This is a genomic window from Pseudonocardia sp. EV170527-09 (genome assembly GCF_008369905.1).
Lineage (GTDB): Bacteria > Actinomycetota > Actinomycetes > Mycobacteriales > Pseudonocardiaceae > Pseudonocardia.
Genome location: NZ_VRMC01000071.1, coordinates 1 through 15,862 on the forward strand (window position 1 = coordinate 1; position 15,862 = coordinate 15,862).

The 15,862-nt window shown below is 73.7% G+C and carries 11 protein-coding genes and 1 pseudogene; 4 read left to right on the top strand and 8 right to left on the bottom strand.

What is annotated here, in order from left to right; genetic code table 11:
* Window positions 1–35: 35 nt before the first annotated feature.
* The 3 genes from FVA95_RS20325 to FVA95_RS20335 form a co-directional block, all read right to left on the bottom strand.
* A complete protein-coding gene (locus tag FVA95_RS20325; protein ID WP_205015913.1) occupies window positions 36–416 on the bottom strand; it encodes a cupin domain-containing protein in 381 nt (126 codons plus the stop codon).
* Window positions 413–1,756: a glutamine synthetase family protein gene (locus FVA95_RS20330; protein WP_075307103.1), complete on the bottom strand. Its 1,344-nt coding sequence runs from the start codon at window positions 1,754–1,756 to the stop codon at window positions 413–415. The genes FVA95_RS20325 and FVA95_RS20330 overlap by 4 nt, the downstream gene beginning before the upstream one ends.
* 93 nt (window positions 1,757–1,849) lie before the next feature.
* Window positions 1,850–3,490, bottom strand: coding sequence for an alpha/beta hydrolase (locus FVA95_RS20335; protein ID WP_240051622.1), 1,641 nt, complete (start codon window positions 3,488–3,490; stop codon window positions 1,850–1,852).
* 165 nt (window positions 3,491–3,655) lie between these two features.
* On the opposite strand from FVA95_RS20335, the gene panB reads away from it, so the two are divergent.
* Window positions 3,656–4,510, top strand: a complete 855-nt coding sequence (panB, locus tag FVA95_RS20340) for a 3-methyl-2-oxobutanoate hydroxymethyltransferase (RefSeq protein WP_075307105.1) — start codon at window positions 3,656–3,658, stop codon at window positions 4,508–4,510.
* Between the two features lie 106 nt (window positions 4,511–4,616).
* Here panB and FVA95_RS20345 read toward each other — a convergent pair whose 3' ends face one another.
* Window positions 4,617–5,774, bottom strand: a complete 1,158-nt coding sequence (locus tag FVA95_RS20345; RefSeq protein WP_149665599.1) for a glutamate-cysteine ligase family protein — start codon at window positions 5,772–5,774, stop codon at window positions 4,617–4,619.
* A gap of 182 nt (window positions 5,775–5,956) precedes the next feature.
* Between FVA95_RS20345 and FVA95_RS30925 the strand changes: the two genes are divergently transcribed.
* Both FVA95_RS30925 and FVA95_RS20350 read left to right on the top strand, forming a co-directional pair.
* Complete coding sequence (locus FVA95_RS30925) at window positions 5,957–6,124, top strand: hypothetical protein (protein WP_161992373.1); 168 nt, start codon at window positions 5,957–5,959, stop codon at window positions 6,122–6,124.
* Between the two features lie 4 nt (window positions 6,125–6,128).
* Complete coding sequence (locus FVA95_RS20350; protein ID WP_149665600.1) at window positions 6,129–6,929, top strand: hypothetical protein; 801 nt, start codon at window positions 6,129–6,131, stop codon at window positions 6,927–6,929.
* Here FVA95_RS20350 and FVA95_RS20355 read toward each other — a convergent pair.
* The 3 genes and pseudogenes from FVA95_RS20355 to FVA95_RS20365 form a co-directional block, all read right to left on the bottom strand.
* Window positions 6,912–7,646, bottom strand: coding sequence for a maleylpyruvate isomerase family mycothiol-dependent enzyme (locus FVA95_RS20355; protein WP_240051623.1), 735 nt, complete (start codon window positions 7,644–7,646; stop codon window positions 6,912–6,914). The two genes, FVA95_RS20350 and FVA95_RS20355, sit on opposite strands and share 18 nt — an antisense overlap.
* A 47-nt stretch (window positions 7,647–7,693) precedes the next feature.
* On the bottom strand, window positions 7,694–8,533 hold the full coding sequence (locus tag FVA95_RS20360; RefSeq protein WP_149665601.1) for a fumarylacetoacetate hydrolase family protein: 840 nt from the start codon (window positions 8,531–8,533) through the stop codon (window positions 7,694–7,696).
* Between the two features lie 312 nt (window positions 8,534–8,845).
* Window positions 8,846–11,213, bottom strand: a pseudogene (locus FVA95_RS20365) (xanthine dehydrogenase family protein molybdopterin-binding subunit).
* 111 nt (window positions 11,214–11,324) lie between these two features.
* Between FVA95_RS20365 and FVA95_RS20370 the strand changes: the two are divergent.
* Window positions 11,325–12,974 (top strand): fumarate hydratase, encoded by a 1,650-nt coding sequence (locus FVA95_RS20370; RefSeq protein ID WP_020624347.1) that lies wholly within the window; start codon window positions 11,325–11,327, stop codon window positions 12,972–12,974.
* Window positions 12,975–13,135: 161 nt separating this feature from the next.
* On the opposite strand, the gene FVA95_RS20375 is transcribed toward FVA95_RS20370, so the two are convergent.
* Entirely contained in the window at window positions 13,136–15,862 is a 2,727-nt protein-coding gene (locus FVA95_RS20375; protein ID WP_149665602.1) for a bifunctional GNAT family N-acetyltransferase/acetate--CoA ligase family protein, read from the bottom strand.

Consider the following 15,862-nt stretch of genomic DNA (forward strand, 5'->3'; position numbering starts at 1 on the left):
AGGACAGAGCACTGTCCCCGGTCCCGGCAGCCGTGTCATGATCGCGCCCGGGCCAACGACACGTCAGGTCGTCCATCAACCGACACCACAGCCCGTCCCCGGACAGCGTGCGGCAGACCCTTGGGCATGAGGACGGTGTCGCCCGGCCCGGCCTTCTCCCACTGCCCGTCCAGGTAGAGCGTGAACACGCCGTCCAGGACGTGGATGTGCTCGTCCTGGGTGGTGTGCACGTGCGGCGGCACCCCGGTGCCCGGCGGGTCGAGGGTCTCGAAGGCGAAGCTGGTCTCGCTGACCGCCTTCGCCCAGTAGGTGTGGCCCAGCACGTTCCACACCCGCTTGTACTGGCCCTCGCCGGCCCGCGTGATGCCCTTCGGCAGCGGGCCCAGGATGATCTCTTCGTCGTCGAAGCCGCTCACAGGACCGGAAGGTACGTGGCGAGCTCGTGCGGTGTCACGTTCCGGCGGTAGGCGTCCCACTCGGACCGCTTGTTGCGCAGGAAGAAGTCGAACACGTGCTCGCCGAGGTACTCGGCGACGAGCTCGCTCTTCTCCATGACGTCGAGGGCCTCGGTGAGGTTCTGCGGGAGCAGCTCGTAGCCCAGCGCCCGGCGCTCGGTGTCGGTCAGGGCCCACACGTCGTCCTCGGTGGGCGGGGGCAGCTCGTAGCCCTTCTGGATGCCGGTGAGGCCGGCGCCCAGGATGACCGCATAGGCGAGGTAGGGGTTGCACGCGGAGTCCAGGGTGCGGACCTCCACCCGGCGCGACGACGACTTGCCCGGCGAGTACATCGGGACCCGGACCAGCGCGGAGCGGTTCGCGTGGCCCCAGGAGACCGCGGTCGGGGCCTCGCCGCCGGTGATGAGGCGCTTGTAGGAGTTGACCCACTGGTTGGTGACGGCGGTGATCTCCCGGGCGTGCTTGAGCACCCCGGCGACGAACGCCTTGCCCGTCGCGGAGAGCTCGTAGGGGTCGTCCGGGTCGTGGAAGGCGTTGTGGTCGCCCTCGAAGAGCGAGAAGTGCGTGTGCATCGCCGAGCCGGGGTGCTCGGAGAACGGCTTGGGCATGAACGAGGCCCGCACGCCCTGGGTGAGCGCGACCTCCTTCACGACGTAGCGGAACGTCATGAGGTTGTCGGCCATGGTCAGCGCGTCGGCGTAGCGCAGGTCGATCTCCTGCTGGCCGGGGCCGCCCTCGTGGTGGGAGAACTCCACCGAGATGCCCATCGACTCCAGCGTCTCGATGGTGTTGCGCCGGAAGTGCGGGGCGACGTCGTGGCTGGCCTGGTCGAAGTAGCCGCCGGAGTCCGCCGGGACGGGCCGGCTGCCGTCGCCGGGCAGGTCGCGGAGCAGGTAGAACTCGATCTCCGGGTGCACGTAGCAGGTGAACCCGGCCTCGCCGGCCTTGTTCAGCGCGCGGGTCAGCACATGGCGCGGGTCGGCCCAGGACGGCGACCCGTCGGGCATGGCGATGTCGCAGAACATCCGTGCCGAGTAGTGCTCGCCCGAGGCGGTCTCCCAGGGCAGGACCTGGAACGTCGACGGGTCGGGCTTGGCGACCATGTCGGACTCGTAGACGCGGGCGAAGCCCTCGATGGCCGAGCCGTCGAAGCCGATGCCCTCGGCGAAGGCGCCCTCCAGCTCGGCCGGGGCCACCGCCACCGACTTGAGGTAGCCGAGCACGTCCGTGAACCAGAGACGGACGAAACGGATGTCGCGTTCCTCGAGTGTGCGGAGCACGAACTCCTGCTGGCGGTCCATGCGGCGGAGCCTAGGAAGCCCGTGTTACACGGATGTTTCGGGAGTGTGCGGCCGACACGGTCGTGGTCGCCCGCACACCCCCGGCGACGGCCCTCAGCTGGGCGCGAGCGTGCACTCCGCGCCCTGCGGCGGGAGCGTGAGGTTCACCAGATAGTCGATCGCGAGCTTGTCGGTGCACGCGTCACCCTGCAGCGATGCCGTGTGCTGGTTGCCGTTGACCTTGATCAGGCTGCCGTTCAGCTGCTGGGCCAGGTCGACCCCGGCCTGGTACGGCGTGGCCGGGTCGCCGGTGACCGACACCACGACGACCGGCGGGAGCCCGTCGACCTTCGGCGTGTGCGGCTCGCTGGTGGGCGGGACCGGCCAGAACGCACACGCGTCGCGGGCGCCGACCGGGCCGCGGCCGGTGGAGCGGAACGGGGCGGCCTCGTCGGCCCGCTTCGCCAGCTCCAGTGCCTCCGACGGCTCCGTGATCGCCGGCTGGTTGACACAGCTGATCGCCTGGAAGGCCTGCAGCATGTTGGAGTAGCGGCCTTGCTCGTCGCGCTCGTAGTAGAGGTCGGCCAGGCGTATCAGCAGGTCGCCGTTGCCGTTCGCGACCTGCGAGATCCCCTGCTGCAGCGCCGGCCACAGCTGGGACACGTACAGCGCCTGGCTGACCCCGGTCTGGGCGTCGGAGAAGCTCAGGATGCGCCCGTCGCCCACCCGCGCGGGCCGGTCGATCAACGGGCGCATGATCGTCTGGAACGCCTGGGTCGCCTTCGCGGGGTCGGTGCCCAGCGGGCAGCCGGGACGGCTGGTGCAGTCCTTGGCGAAGTTGTCGAACGCGAGCTGGAACCCGGCGTTCTGCTTGACCGTGGAGTCGATGGTCGACTGCGTGGGGTCGATCGCGCCGTCGAGCAGCAGCGCGCGGACGTTCTGCGGGAACGCCTCGGCGTAGGCGGTACCGAGCTCGGTGCCGTAGGAGAAGCCGGCGTAGGTCATCTTCTGGTCGCCGACGGCGGCCCGCATGACGTCCATGTCCTTCGCGACGTCGCGGGTGCCCACGTTGGCCAGCACGTCGGCGCCGGTGCGCTGGGTGCAACGCTCGGCGAACTGACGGCTGTCGGCCTCGGCGGCGGCGATCCCGGCGGGCGAGGGGTCGGCGAAGACCTTCGTGCGCTCCTCGTCGTTCTCGGCGTCGGTGAGGCACTGGATCCGCGGCTGGCTCGCTCCGGTGCCGCGCGGGTCGAACCCGACCAGGTCGAACCGGTCGCCCAGGCCGTTGGTGGCCCAGGTGGAGGCCTGGCGCGCGACGAACGAGGTGCCCGAGGCGCCGGGGCCGCCCGGGTCGGCGAACAGCGAGCCGATCTTCGCGCCGGTCGCCTTCTTGCGCAGCAGCGCGATCTGCATGGTCTTCCCGTCGCCGGGCTGCGCGTAGTCCTGCGGCACGGTCACCCGGGTGCAGTCGAACTGCGGGTCGGCGTAGGTCTGCGCATCGGCCGCGGTGGGGGCGTAGTCCGCGCAGGGCCCCCACTGCAGCTGCTGGTCGTAGAACTGCGCGAGCTCCGGCGGGTTCTGCGCGGCCTGCGACCGGTCACCGGTGCCCGCGTCGGCGCACGCGCCGACCAGGACGAGGGTGGCCGCGCCGAACACGGCGAGCGCGGCCGGGCGCATCCGCCGGCCGGCCGGGGCCGGTGCCTCTGGTCGGTGGGCACGTGGTCGCAACAGCCGAGGGAGCATGACCGTGAGCATGCCACCGACCTCCGACGGTGACCGGTCGCGGGTCGCGGCGCGGGTGAGGGTGCCCACACCACGGAGCGGTCCGGGCCGTGCGCTGCCACCCTGGCGTCCGCCATCGACGGCGAACCCGGGGACCCACGACCAGCGTGGGCCTCGAGGCACGGAAGGAGCTCACCGGTGAGCACACAGGAGAGCGGAGAGGTGGCGGCCCCGTACCGGGCGCCCGCGACCCCGCCGAAACGGACCCGCGTCCACCACCTGCTGCAGTGGAAGCAGGAGGGTCGGCGCTGGCCGATGCTGACCGCCTACGACGTCTACTCCGCCGAGATCTTCGACGACGCCGGCATCCCGGTGCTGCTCGTCGGCGACTCCGCGGGCAACAACGTGTTCGGCCACGACAACACCATCCCGGTCACGGTCGACGACCTGATCCCGCTGACCCGGGCCGTGGTGCGCGGCGCCCGCAGCGCGCTCGTCGTCGCCGACCTGCCGTTCGGCAGCTACCAGATCTCCCCCGCGCAGGCGCAGGAGACGGCGTTCCGGTTCATGAAGGAGGGCGGGGCGCACGCGGTCAAGCTCGAGGGCGGTGCGCGGTTCGCGCCGCAGGTCGAGGCGCTCACCGCGTCCGGTGTGCCGGTGATGGGCCACCTCGGGTTCACCCCGCAGAGCGAGCACGCGCTGGGCGGGTTCCGCATCCAGGGCCGCGGCGACGCCGCCGACCGGCTCGTCGAGGACGCGCTGGCCGTGCAGGAGGCGGGCGCGTTCGCCGTCGTGCTGGAGATGGTGCCCGCCGACGTCGCCAAGCGGGTGACCGGGGAGCTGCGCATCCCGACCGTCGGGATCGGCGCGGGACCCGACTGCGACGCCCAGGTGCTCGTCTGGTCGGACATGGCCGGGATGAACCGTGGGAAGGTGCCGCGCTTCGTCAAGAAGTACGCGGAGCTGGGCTCGGCTCTGCACGACGCGGCGGCCGCGTTCGCCGCCGACGTGGCGCACGGCGAGTATCCCGCCGAGGAGCACAGCTACCGCTGAGCCGGACCGGGGCCCCGGCGCACGTCGCCGGGGCCCCACCGGCCCGCCCCGGTCGGCGCCGACCCGCTCCGGCACGCGGCTCTGCCGGTCCGCGCCGGCCCGCGGGTCAGCCGGCCCCGCGTGGCACCGGGTGCCCGAGCCCCGGGATGTCGCCGCCCGCGCGGTGGCGGGCCAGCATCCGGTCCGCGGGGGTCTCCCGGCGCGCCAGCCGCCGGGCCAGCGACGCCAGCCGCGCGAGGTGGGCGTCGTCGCCGGCCAGTGCCGCGGTCGCGGCGTCGAGGACGGCTTGGGACCCCACCCGGACCGCCGCGTCCGACCAGCCCCGCAGCGCCGAGCGGCGGTGCGCCGCCGCGTCCGGGGTGCGACGACGGCCGGGCAGCGTGTCGTCGCGCAGCAGGCCGGTCAGCAGGCTCAGCAGCGCCGCGGGCAGCTCGGTGCCCACACCCTCGGCGGGCTCCTCCCCCACGACCACCGGGACGGCGTCGAACGCCTTGAACTCGATCCGCCCCACCTCGCCGGGGATGCCCGCGTGCCGCACCAGGCTGGGGTCGGTCGTCAACAGCGGGGCGCCGGGAGGCAGGTAGGCCAGCGCGGCGGGGCGCGGGCCGGTCCGGCGTGCGGTGCGCGCCGACAGCCCGCCCCACGGGCGGCCGTCGCGGAACGGTGAGGAGAACGACCACGGCACCAGGTACGGGCTGTAGAAGGTCAGCTTCGCCGCCGCGTCGGCCAGCACACCGGGATCGGTCCCCGACTCCGGGAACGACAGGTTCAGGTCCGGGCCCCAGGTGACCATGTGCAGGTGGGAGGTCCGCTCCTCCGGCGAGGCCGCCATCAGGGCCCGCTCGTGGGCGTTGGGCGGCGGGTCCAGCCGGTAGGCCGACAGCTCGGGGTGGTGGCCGAACGCGACCGGTCGCAGCCCGTGCCGGGCGGCGACCCCGGCCAGGGTGACGGCGTCGGCGGCCAGCGCGTCGACGGCGGCCTCGACCGAGTCGTGCACGCAGGTCCGGATCTCGATGCCCTTGGGCTCGAACCGGAGCAGCTCGCCGTCGGGGTCGAGACGCTCGTAGCCCTCGGCGTACCAGCGCTTGCAGCGGATGCCGGCGTCGCCGATCCGCAGGTCCGACTGGTCGTCGGGCAGCTCCGGCAGCTCGTCGACGACCGCCGCGACCTCCGCGTGGGTCAGCGACCGGTGGTCGGCGACCGTCCCGTCGTCCCGCAGCAGCGCGAGCTCGTGCTCGAGCCCGTAGCGCGCCTCGCCCCACATCGATGCCCCCCGGTCCCCGTTCCGGCACCCGACGTTACCGACGCCCGTCCGGGCGCCGGCTGTGATCCGTCCCGTCTGCTCCTCACCCGTTCCGCCCTGGACAACCCCGCGACGAACGGTCAGCCTGGTGATGGCGGCCACGTCCACCAGGTGGCCGGGACCCGGAGCACACGGGAGGCGTCATGAGGCTGGGCCGCAAGATCTCCGAGGGATTCGCCGTGGACCACGAGGCCGACCGGGTGGCCGACGCCCAGGAGCGCCCGCGTCCGGGGCGCACCGTCGAGCCCGAGTTCACCGAGTGGACGCCGGTGCTCGAGCAGCCGGCGCGCTCGGGGTCCCGCGAGGACTGACCGGGTGCGCGGGCTGTTCCGCCGGACCTCGCTGGAGTACCCGACCGGCCCGCTGGAGGGCCACAAGCTGGCCTTCCCCATGCTGTCCGCGGACGGCACGACGGCGGGCTTCAGCGGTGTGACACTCGGGCGGGCGCACGTCTACCGCACCGTCGACGACGCGGTGTGTGCGCACGGTTGCCGGCACGCTTGCCCGTCGCGGTGGTGCGACTGCGGGTTCTACTGCTTCCACACCGCCGACGACGCCCGCGAGCTGGCGTGTGCGCCCGAGCACCAGGGCGCGGTCCTGCTCGAGGTGGCTGCCTCCGGCCGGTTCCGCCGCTACGAGCTGGGCCTGCGTTACGCCCGGCAGCGGGTGCGCACGATCCGGATGCGGCCGTGCCGCTGCGGGGCGCGGGTCGCGGTGCTGGCCGACACCGGCTCCGGGCAGCACGGCTGGCGCCGGCTGGAACCGGTGTGCCTGCGCTGCGCCGGGGCGCGTCCGGTGCTGTCGGCGCAGCGCTTCGCCGAGCTGGCCGAGCTCACCCTGCTGCCCGACGACGTCGCGGCGGGCCCGCTGACGACACCCGACGCGGCGGGGGTCGGCGAGCGCCCCGACCCGCACGGGGACGAGGCGGCCGACGGGGTGATCGGCGACCCGGTCGCCGCCGCGGGCGCGGTCGCCGTGCTCACCGCGGAGATGGCGCTGCTGCAGGCCCGGCTCGACGAGATGGCCCGCCAGCTCGGCCGGGCCACCGCACGCCTGGACGAGCTCGAGGGCCGCGATCGGCCCGCGGCGGAGCCGGGGTCAGAGCCAGACCGGTAGCGGCGGCGGGATCTTCCCGTCGGCGTCGCGCAGACCTTTGTCGAACGGTCGGCCCAGCAGCCAGGCCATGATGTCGTGCGCCTTGCCGCGGACCGTGCCGAGATCGCGCGGCTCGGCCCCGTCCGGCCCGGCGGGCCCCGGACCGAACTCCAGCGTCGCGCCGGTGCGGACCTCCTCCAGCCGCACGTGCGGACAGCCGGGCTTGCGCTCCAGCCGCGCGACCACGTCGGCGACCAGCACCTCCCGCATGGGGATCGGCAGGTCCTTGAACGAGGCTCCGACGTCGAGGTCGACGGCGTGGATCCACACCTCGCGGGCCCGGTTCCACGGCACCGCCGTCACCGGCATCTCGACGCCCTGCGGGTTGCGCACGGTCGCCGACCACGCCTTCTCCGGCATCGCGCGGACCGCGTCGGCGAGCCGGTCGGAGGAGGCGATGACGTCGGCGCGGATCTCGTCGGAGCTGCGCCCGGCCCCGGCTTCGATGTCGGCGTCGCGGGACGCGAGGTCGGGGTAGGCCGGGGTCTCGACACCGGTCCGCGCCCAGGTCAGCAGGTTGACCATGGCGTCGGCGTTGCGGGCGAGGTGGGTGAGCACGTGCGCGCGGGTCCAGCCCGGCAGCGCCGACGGGGCGCGGAACGCCTCGCCCGCCATCCGGGTCATCAGCCCGCGCAGGTGGGCCTGACCGTCGCCGGCCCAGGCCAGTGCGTCACTCACCGGTGGCGGGACGACGGCGCGGCCGTCCCCGGGTGGGTGTCCGGACGTCACCGCACGGCCCGGCACACGTTGCGGCACTCGCCGATCCCCTCCACCGCGGTGACGATCTCGGCGCCGTCGGTGAGGTAGCGCGGAGGCGTGCGTGCGTCGCCGACACCGCCCGGGGTGCCGGTGGCGATGACGTCACCGGGGTTGAGGGTGAGGATCTCCGACAGGTAGACCACCAGGTCCACCGCGCCGAACACGAGCTGGTCGGTCGTGGAGTCCTGCATGGTCTCCCCGGACAGCTCCGAGGAGATCCGCAGCGCGCCGCCGGCAGCCGGGTCGGCGGGCAGCTCGTCGGGCGTGACCAGCACCGGCCCGAGCGGCGTCGAGTGCTCCCAGGTCTTGCCCTGCAGGAACTGCTTGGTGCGCCGCTGGTAGTCGCGCATCGACACGTCGTTGAGCACGGTGTACCCGGCGATGGCGGCGGCCGCAGCCTCGCGGTCGGCGCGGCGGACCGAACGCCCGATGACGACGGCCAGCTCGGCCTCGTAGTCCACGCGGTCGGACTGCTCGGGCAGCTCGATCTCGTCGTACGCGCCGGTCAGGGCGGGCGCGTACTTGCCGAAGACCGTGGGGTACTCGGGCAGCTCGTTGCCCATCTCGAGCACGTGGTCGCGGTAGTTCAGCCCGATGCAGATGATCTTCTCGGGCGACGGCACCAGCGGCGCGTAGTCCAGGCCTGCGGTCTCGTGCACCGGGCCGGCGGCGCCCGCGGCGTGCTCGGCCCAGTCGGGACGCTCCAGCAGCGCCCGCACGTCCGCCTCCCCCGTCTCGACGGCGGTGTCGCCGTCGACGCGCACCGCCCGGTGCCCGGTCGCGGTCCGGATCGTCGCGAGCCTCATCGTGCGGGTGCCTCCCCGTATCGGTTGCCGTCCGGCGAGAGTCTGCGCCACCAGGGGGCCGCGGAACAGTCGGGGGGTGGGTTAGCGCGCGTCCCGGCCGGTGGACGCGCCGAACTCACCCGTACGGGCGATTCCGCGACGGAGCGCGACGCCCGTTCCGCCGGCCCGGCGACGGAGCGGTCCGCAACCACACCCACTGTCCGGTGCCCACACCCGTTACAGCAGGTGTGGATGCCGGACAGCGGGTGTGGATCCGCGACGGCGTCACCGGCCTGGCGGCGTCCGGCCCCGGGCCGGTACCGGGACGCCCGGTCAGATCGCGGCGTCGTCCTCGGCGCCACCGCCGCGCACCGGCAGGTCGTCGAAGACCGCGGGCGGCTCCCGCCACGCCTGCTCCGGCTCGCCGGCGCGGGCCGCGGTGACCGCCCGCCACACCCGCTCGGGGGTGCACGGCAGGTCGATGTGCCGCACACCCAGGTCCGACAGCGCGTCGACCACGGCGTTCTGCACCGCTGGCGTCGACCCGATCGTCGCGGACTCCCCGATGCCCTTGGCGCCCAGCGAGTTCAACGGAGTCGGGGTCTCGGTCGTCGAGGTCTCGAAGGAGAACAGGTCGGCCGCGGTCGGGATCGTGTAGGCGGCGAGGCTGGAGGTCAGCGGCTGACCCTCGTCGTCGAACAGGACCTCCTCGTGCAGCGCCTGCGCGACGCCCTGGGCGAGCCCGCCGTGCTGCTGGCCCTCGACGAGCAGCGGGTTCAGGATCCGCCCGCAGTCGTCGACGGCGACGTGCCGGAGCGGCGTGACCCGCCCGGTCTCGGTGTCGACCTCGACGACCGACAGGTGCGCCCCGAACGGGAAGGTCGCGCCGTCCTGCGCGGAGTCGAGGCCGACGTGCAGCTCCTCCCCCGTGGCCGCGGCCTGCCGGTGCACTTCGCTCCAGCTCACGGTCGGCCCGCCGGGCACCCCGGCGACGCCGAAGGTGCCGTCGCCGGTGATCTCGACGTCCTCAGCGGCGGCCTCCAGCAGGTGCGCGGCGAGCTTGCGGGCCCGCTCGTGGAGCTCGTGCGCGGCCTCGGACACCGCGGTCCCGCCGAGCTGCAGCGACCGCGAGCCGCCGGTCCCGGCGCCGCGCGGGACGAGCGCGGTGTCGGACTGGACGTAGCGGATCCGGTCCATCGGGATGCCGAGCCGGTCCGACACCAGCATCGCGAACGAGGTCGCGTGTCCCTGACCGTGCGCCGACGTGCCCGCCGACACCGTCGCCGAGCCGTCGGCGTGCACGGTCACCGAGCCGTACTCGCCGCCCCCGCCACCGGCGGTGACCTCGACGTAGACCGCGATGCCGATGCCCAGGCGCACCGGTTCGCCCGCCTCGCGGCGGCGGGCCTGCTCGGCGCGCAGCTCGTCGTAGCCGGCGATGCGCAGGGCTTCCCGCAGCGGCAGGTCGTAGTCGCCGACGTCGTACCGGGCGCCGGTCGGGGTGGTGTACGGGAAGACGTCGGGCCCGAGCAGGTTCCGCCGGCGCAGCTCGACCGGGTCGATGCCCAGCTCGACGGCGGCGAGGTCGACCAGGCGCTCCAGGTGCGCGGCGGCCTCGGGGCGCCCCGCGCCGCGGAAGGCGCCCATCGGGGTGGTGTTGGTCAGGGCGGAGACGGCGTCGTAACGCAGGTTCGTGATGTCGTAGACGCCGGTCGCCATGAGGTAGGTCGTGCGCAGCGGGAGCGCGCCGCCGAACCCGGCGTAGGCCCCGGAGTCGCCGACGACCCGCACGCGCAGACCGGTCATCCGGCCGTCGCGGGTGAGGCCGAGCTCGTAGTAGCCGACCTGTCCGCGGCCGTGCGGCATCGAGACGAGGTTCTCCGAGCGGGTCTCGATCCAGGCCAGCGGCCGCCCGGGCGGCCGCGACGGTCGCGGTGTGCTCGGCGAGCACCCCGGCCTTCGCGCCGAACCCGCCGCCGACGTGCGGGGCGATCACCCGGACCTGCTCGGGCTCCAGCCCGGTCAGCCCGGCGAGCTGGGTGCGGAAGCCGTGCGGCATCTGGGTGGAGACGTGCACGGTCAGCGGGAAGTCGGTGGTCGTCGGGTCGGCGACGATCGCGTTGCCCTCCATCGGGACGGCCGCGACGCGCTGGTTCACCATCCGCGCGCGGACGACGACCTCTGCGCCCTGCAGCGGGTCGCCGGTCCCCCGCTCCCCCGCGGCGAGGTTGCTGCCCTGGTCGGGGAACTGTAGCGGGGCGTCGTCGGCGAGCGCGGCCTCGATGTCGGTCACCGCGGGCAGCGGGTCGTAGTCGACCTCGACGAGCTCGGTGGCGTCGACGGCGGCGGCGCGGCTCTCGGCGACGACCAGCGCCACCGCCTCGCCGACGAACCGGACCCGGTCGGTCGCCAGCGGCGGGCGCGGCAGCGCGGGGTTGAGGACCATCAGGCCGTGGTGGGCGGGCAGGTCCAGGTCGGCCGCGGTGTACACGGCGAGGACGCCGGGCGCGGCCGCGGCCGCAGTGGTGTCGATGCCGGTGAGCAGCGCGTGCGCCACCGGCGAGCGGACGAACGCGACGTGGGCGAGGCCCGCCGGTGCATCGGCACCGAGGACCAGGTTCCCGACGAAGGTGCTCGCACCGGTGATCAGGTCGGCGTCCTCGACGCGGCGGACGGAGGTTCCCAGGATCGAGCCAGGCATGTGGTCCACACTACAACACTAACCGGAGGGTCATCCGGTTAGTGCGTCTCACACGTCGCCTGCGTCTCCACCTGCGGTGCCCGCCCGGCGACGGCCGGTAGCGTCCCCGCCATGCCCGAGTTCCACCACACCGACGTGCTCCCGCTCGGCCCGGACGACACCGAGTACCGCGAGCTCGACCTGCCCGCGGGAACCGTGACCGAGGCCGCGGGCCGCACCTTCCTCGAGGTCCCGCCGGAGACGATCACCGGTCTCGTCCGCGCGGCCGTCTCCGACATCCAGCACCTGCTGCGACCCTCGCACCTGAAGCAGCTGCGCGCCATCATCGACGACCCCGAGGCCTCCGGCAACGACCGGTTCGTCGCCACCGACCTGCTGCGCAACGCCTGCGTGTCCGCGGGCGGGGTGCTGCCGATGTGCCAGGACACCGGCACCGCGATCGTCGTCGGCAAGAAGACCGAGACCGTGCTGACCGGCGGCGACGACGAGGCCGCGGTGTCGCGCGGGGTCTTCGAGGCCTACCAGGAGCTGAACCTGCGCTACAGCCAGATGGCGCCGATCAGCTTCTGGGACGAGAAGAACACCGGCACCAACCTGCCCGCGCAGGTCGAGCTGTACGCCAAGCCGGGCCGGGACCCGTACTACGAGTTCCTGGTCATGGCCAAGGGTGGCGGCTCGGCCAACAAGACCTTCCTCTACCAGGAGACGAAGGCGCTGCTGAACCCCAAGCGGCTCGCCGCGTTCCTGGACGAGAAGCTGCGCAGCCTCGGCACCGCGGCCTGCCCGCCGTACCACCTGGCGATCGTCGTCGGCGGCATGTCGGCGGAGTTCAACCTCAAGGTCGCCAAGCTCGCCTCGGCCCGCTACCTGGACACCCTGCCGACCGAGGGCTCGCCGCTCGGGCACGCCATCCGCGACACCGACCTGGAGCAGCAGGTCCTGGAGCTGACCCGCAACTTCGGGATCGGCGCCCAGTTCGGCGGCAAGTACTTCTGCCACGACGTGCGCGTCATCCGGCTGCCCCGGCACGGCGCCTCGCTGCCGGTCGGCGTCGCGGTGTCCTGCTCGGCGGACCGCCAGGCCAAGGCCAAGATCACCCCGTCCGGGGTGTACCTGGAGCAGCTGGAGCGCGACCCGGCGCAGTACCTGCCCGAGACCACCGACGGCGACCTGTCCGACGAGGTCGTGCGCATCGACCTGAACCGGCCGATGGACGAGATCCGCGCCCAGCTCTCGCAGCTGCCGGTGCGGACCCGGCTGTCGCTGACCGGGCCGCTGGTCGTCGCCCGCGACATCGCGCACGCCAAGATCGCCGAGCGGCTCGACGCCGGCGAGCCGATGCCGCAGTACCTGCGCGACCACGCCGTCTACTACGCCGGGCCGGCCAAGACCCCCGAGGGCTACGCGTCCGGCTCGTTCGGGCCGACGACGGCCGGGCGGATGGACTCCTACGTGAAGCAGTTCCAGGAGGCCGGTGGGTCCCTGGTGATGCTGGCGAAGGGGAACCGGTCGAAGCAGGTCGTGGACTCCTGCGCCGCGAACGGCGGCTTCTACCTGGGCTCCATCGGCGGCCCGGCCGCCCGACTGGCGCAGGACTGCATCCGCAAGGTCGACGTGCTCGAGTACCCGGAGCTCGGCATGGAGGCGGTCTGGAAGATCGAGGTCGAGGACTTCCCGGCGTTCGTCGTGATGGACGACAAGGGCAACGACTTCTTCGCCGACACCAGCGCGCCGACCCTGCAGGTCACCTTCCGCACCTGAGCCCGACGCTGCCCGGCGCGCCCTCGCCGGGGCGCTCCGGCACCGTGGCGTGGCGCCGCACCGTGGGTACCCCGCCGTGGCACCCCGGGACGTCGTGTGGCACCGCTCGCGCGGGGTGCCACACGCGATCACGGGGTGCGACGGTGTCCTCGGTGGCGAGGTCAGCGCAGGCGACGGGGGCCCGCGTCGCGGCGGTCGGGCACCGGGCCGATCGTCACCCGGGCGCCGGCCACGAACGCGCCCTGCGGCGAGGCCAGTACCGGGTCGAGTGCGAGCGAGCGAACCTGCGGCAGGTCCTCGACGAGCCGTCCGATCCGCAGCACGACGTCCTCCAGTGCGGCGAGGTCGACCGGGTCGGTGCCGCGGTAGCCGGTGAGCAGCGGCGCCGCCCGCGGGGCCCGCACCAGCCGGGCCGCGTCCTCGGTCGAGACCGGCAGGACGCGATAGGCACGGTCGTCGAGCAGCTCGGTCGCCATCCCGGACAGCCCGAACGCGACCAGCGACCCGAACGACGGGTCGTCGACGACCTCCACCGTGCACGAGGTGCCCTTCGGCGCCATCCGCTGCACGTAGACCTCGTCGGAGCCGGTGACTCGTGACAGCTCCGCGTGCGCGGCGCGCAGCGCCTCCTCCGAGACCAGGTCCAGGCGCACCCCGACGAAGTCGCCGCGGTGACGCCACTGGTCCGCGGTCGACTTGATGACGACCGGGTAGCCGAGCTCCCCGGCGGCGGCGACGGCGTCGTCGGCGCCCTTCGCCCGACGGAAGGTGATCACCTCCAGGCCGTAGCAGGCGAGCAGGTCGACCGCCTCGTCGTCGGTGAGGGGGTGCGTGACGTCCGGCCCGAACGACGCCACGAGGTCGCGCGCCCGGTCGGCGTCGATGCCCTCGGGCACGACGAACTCCCCGACGGCGGTGTCGCGCCACTGCGCGTAGCGACTGACCCGGCCCAGCGCCGACGTCGCCCGCTCGGGACTGGCGAAGCTCGGCACCGACCCGCGGCCGGGAGTGCCGTCGGTTCCGGGGACCGACAGCTCGGCCGGGATGCCCTCCGCGGCCAGGAACACCGCGACGACCGGGACCCCGGCGCCGGCCGCCGCGTCACGCAGGGCGCGCGCGTGGTCCCGGCCCGCCACCGCGACCGGCGGGACGAACACCGCGATGAGTGCGTCCGGGCGGACATCGCCGTCCAGGGTCGTGCGGACCGCGCCGGCGAAGGCCTCCGGGGAGGCCTGGGTCCCGACGTCGACCGGGTCCCCCGCCAGCTCCAGGCCCTCGTCGAGCAGCCCGTCGAGGACCAGCAGGTTGACCGCGGTGGAGTTGCCGACGACGGCGACCCGGCGGCCCTTCGGCAGCGGCTGGTGGGCGATGAGCAGCGCGGTGTCGAACATCTGCGGCAGGGTCTGCACACGGATGACGCCGGCCTGCTCGAACAGCGCCTGCACGCTGGACTCGTCGATCGGCGCCGCGACCGAGGCCAGCGACGGCAACGTCCCGGTGTGCCGCCCGGACTTCACCGCGATGACCGGCTTGGTGCGGGCGAGCCTGCGGGCGACGCGGGCGAACTTGCGCGGGTTGCCGAAGGTCTCCAGGTACAGCAGCACCTGCTCGGTGTTCGGGTCGGTCTGCCAGTACTGCATCAGGTCGTTGCCCGACACGTCGGCGCGGTTGCCCGCCGACACGAACGACGACAGCCCCAGCCCGCGGGTGCGGGCGTTGGCGAGGATGGCGCTGCCGAGCGCGCCGGACTGGCAGAAGAACCCGGTGCGCCCGTGGCCGGGCATGCGCGGGGCGAGGGTGGCGTTGAGCCGCACCGCCGGGTCGGGGTTGGCGACGCCGAGCGCGTTCGGTCCGACCACGCGCATCCCGTGCGCCCGCGCCTCGGCCACCAGACGACGCTCGGCGACGGTGCCACCGGCGTCACCGGCGTCGGCGAAGCCGGAGCTGATCACGACCAGCACCTTCACGCCCTTGGCCAGGCAGGAGTCCATGACCTCGTCGATGTTCGCGGCGGGGACGGCGACGACCGCGAGATCCACCTCGTCCGGGATGTCGATCACCGACGGGTAGGCACGCACGCCCCGCACCGAGCGCGCGTCGGGGTTGACCGGGTACACCGGGCCGGTGAACCCGGCGCGCAGCAGGTTCAGCAGGACGGCGTGCCCGATCTTGGTCTCGTCCGCGGACGCGCCGATCACCGCGACCGAGGTCGGGTGCAGCAGGTTCGCGACGCTGCGGGCCTCGGCGGCCTGCTCGCGCGCGTAGCGGACCGCGATCGACTTCTCGGTCGGGTCGATGTCGAACTCGAGGTGCAGCACGCCCTCGGCGAAGGCCCGCGTGACGCCGTAGCCGGCCTCGCGGAACACCCGCACCATGGCGTGGTTCTCCACCAGCACCTCGGCCTCGAACCGGGACAGCCCGTTCTCCCGGGCGGCGGCGGCGAGGTGTTCCAGCAGGATCGAGCCGAGCCCGCGGGACTGGTGGTCGTCACGGACGACGAACGCCACCTCCGCGGAGGTGACCGGCTTGTCGGTGCCGGCGCCGTCCTGCGCGGCGGCTCCCCCGCCCGGGGTCAGCCCCTCGTAGCGGCCGACGGCGATGATCTCGTCGCCGAGCAGCGCCAGGAACGCGACCCGGGTCCGGTGGTCGACGACGGTGAACCGCTCGAGGTCCCGCGCCGAGATCCGCGGGTACGGCCCGAAGTAACGCAGGTAGCGGGTGCGATCGGACAGCTTGGAGTGGAAGTCGAGCAGCGCGTCGGCGTCGCTGGGCAGGATCGGGCGCAGGTGCACGATCCCGCCGTCGGAGGCGACGACGTCGGCCTCCCAGTGCCGCGGGTAGGGATGCTCGGGGGTGGTGGCCGGGTTCTCGTCGGTCGTCTCGGTCAT

Excerpts from the sequence above, each read along its gene's own strand:
- FVA95_RS20330 (WP_075307103.1), bottom strand. The coding sequence starts at position 1,756 with ATGGACCGCCAGCAGGAGTTCGTGCTCCGCACACTCGAGGAACGCGAC.
- FVA95_RS20335 (WP_240051622.1), bottom strand. The coding sequence starts at position 3,490 with ATGCTCACGGTCATGCTCCCTCGGCTGTTGCGACCACGTGCCCACCGA.
- FVA95_RS20345 (WP_149665599.1), bottom strand. The coding sequence starts at position 5,774 with ATGTGGGGCGAGGCGCGCTACGGGCTCGAGCACGAGCTCGCGCTGCTG.
- FVA95_RS30925 (WP_161992373.1), top strand. The coding sequence starts at position 5,957 with ATGAGGCTGGGCCGCAAGATCTCCGAGGGATTCGCCGTGGACCACGAG.
- FVA95_RS20360 (WP_149665601.1), bottom strand. The coding sequence starts at position 8,533 with ATGAGGCTCGCGACGATCCGGACCGCGACCGGGCACCGGGCGGTGCGC.
- FVA95_RS20370 (WP_020624347.1), top strand. The coding sequence starts at position 11,325 with ATGCCCGAGTTCCACCACACCGACGTGCTCCCGCTCGGCCCGGACGAC.
- FVA95_RS20375 (WP_149665602.1), bottom strand. The coding sequence starts at position 15,862 with ATGACCGAGACGACCGACGAGAACCCGGCCACCACCCCCGAGCATCCC.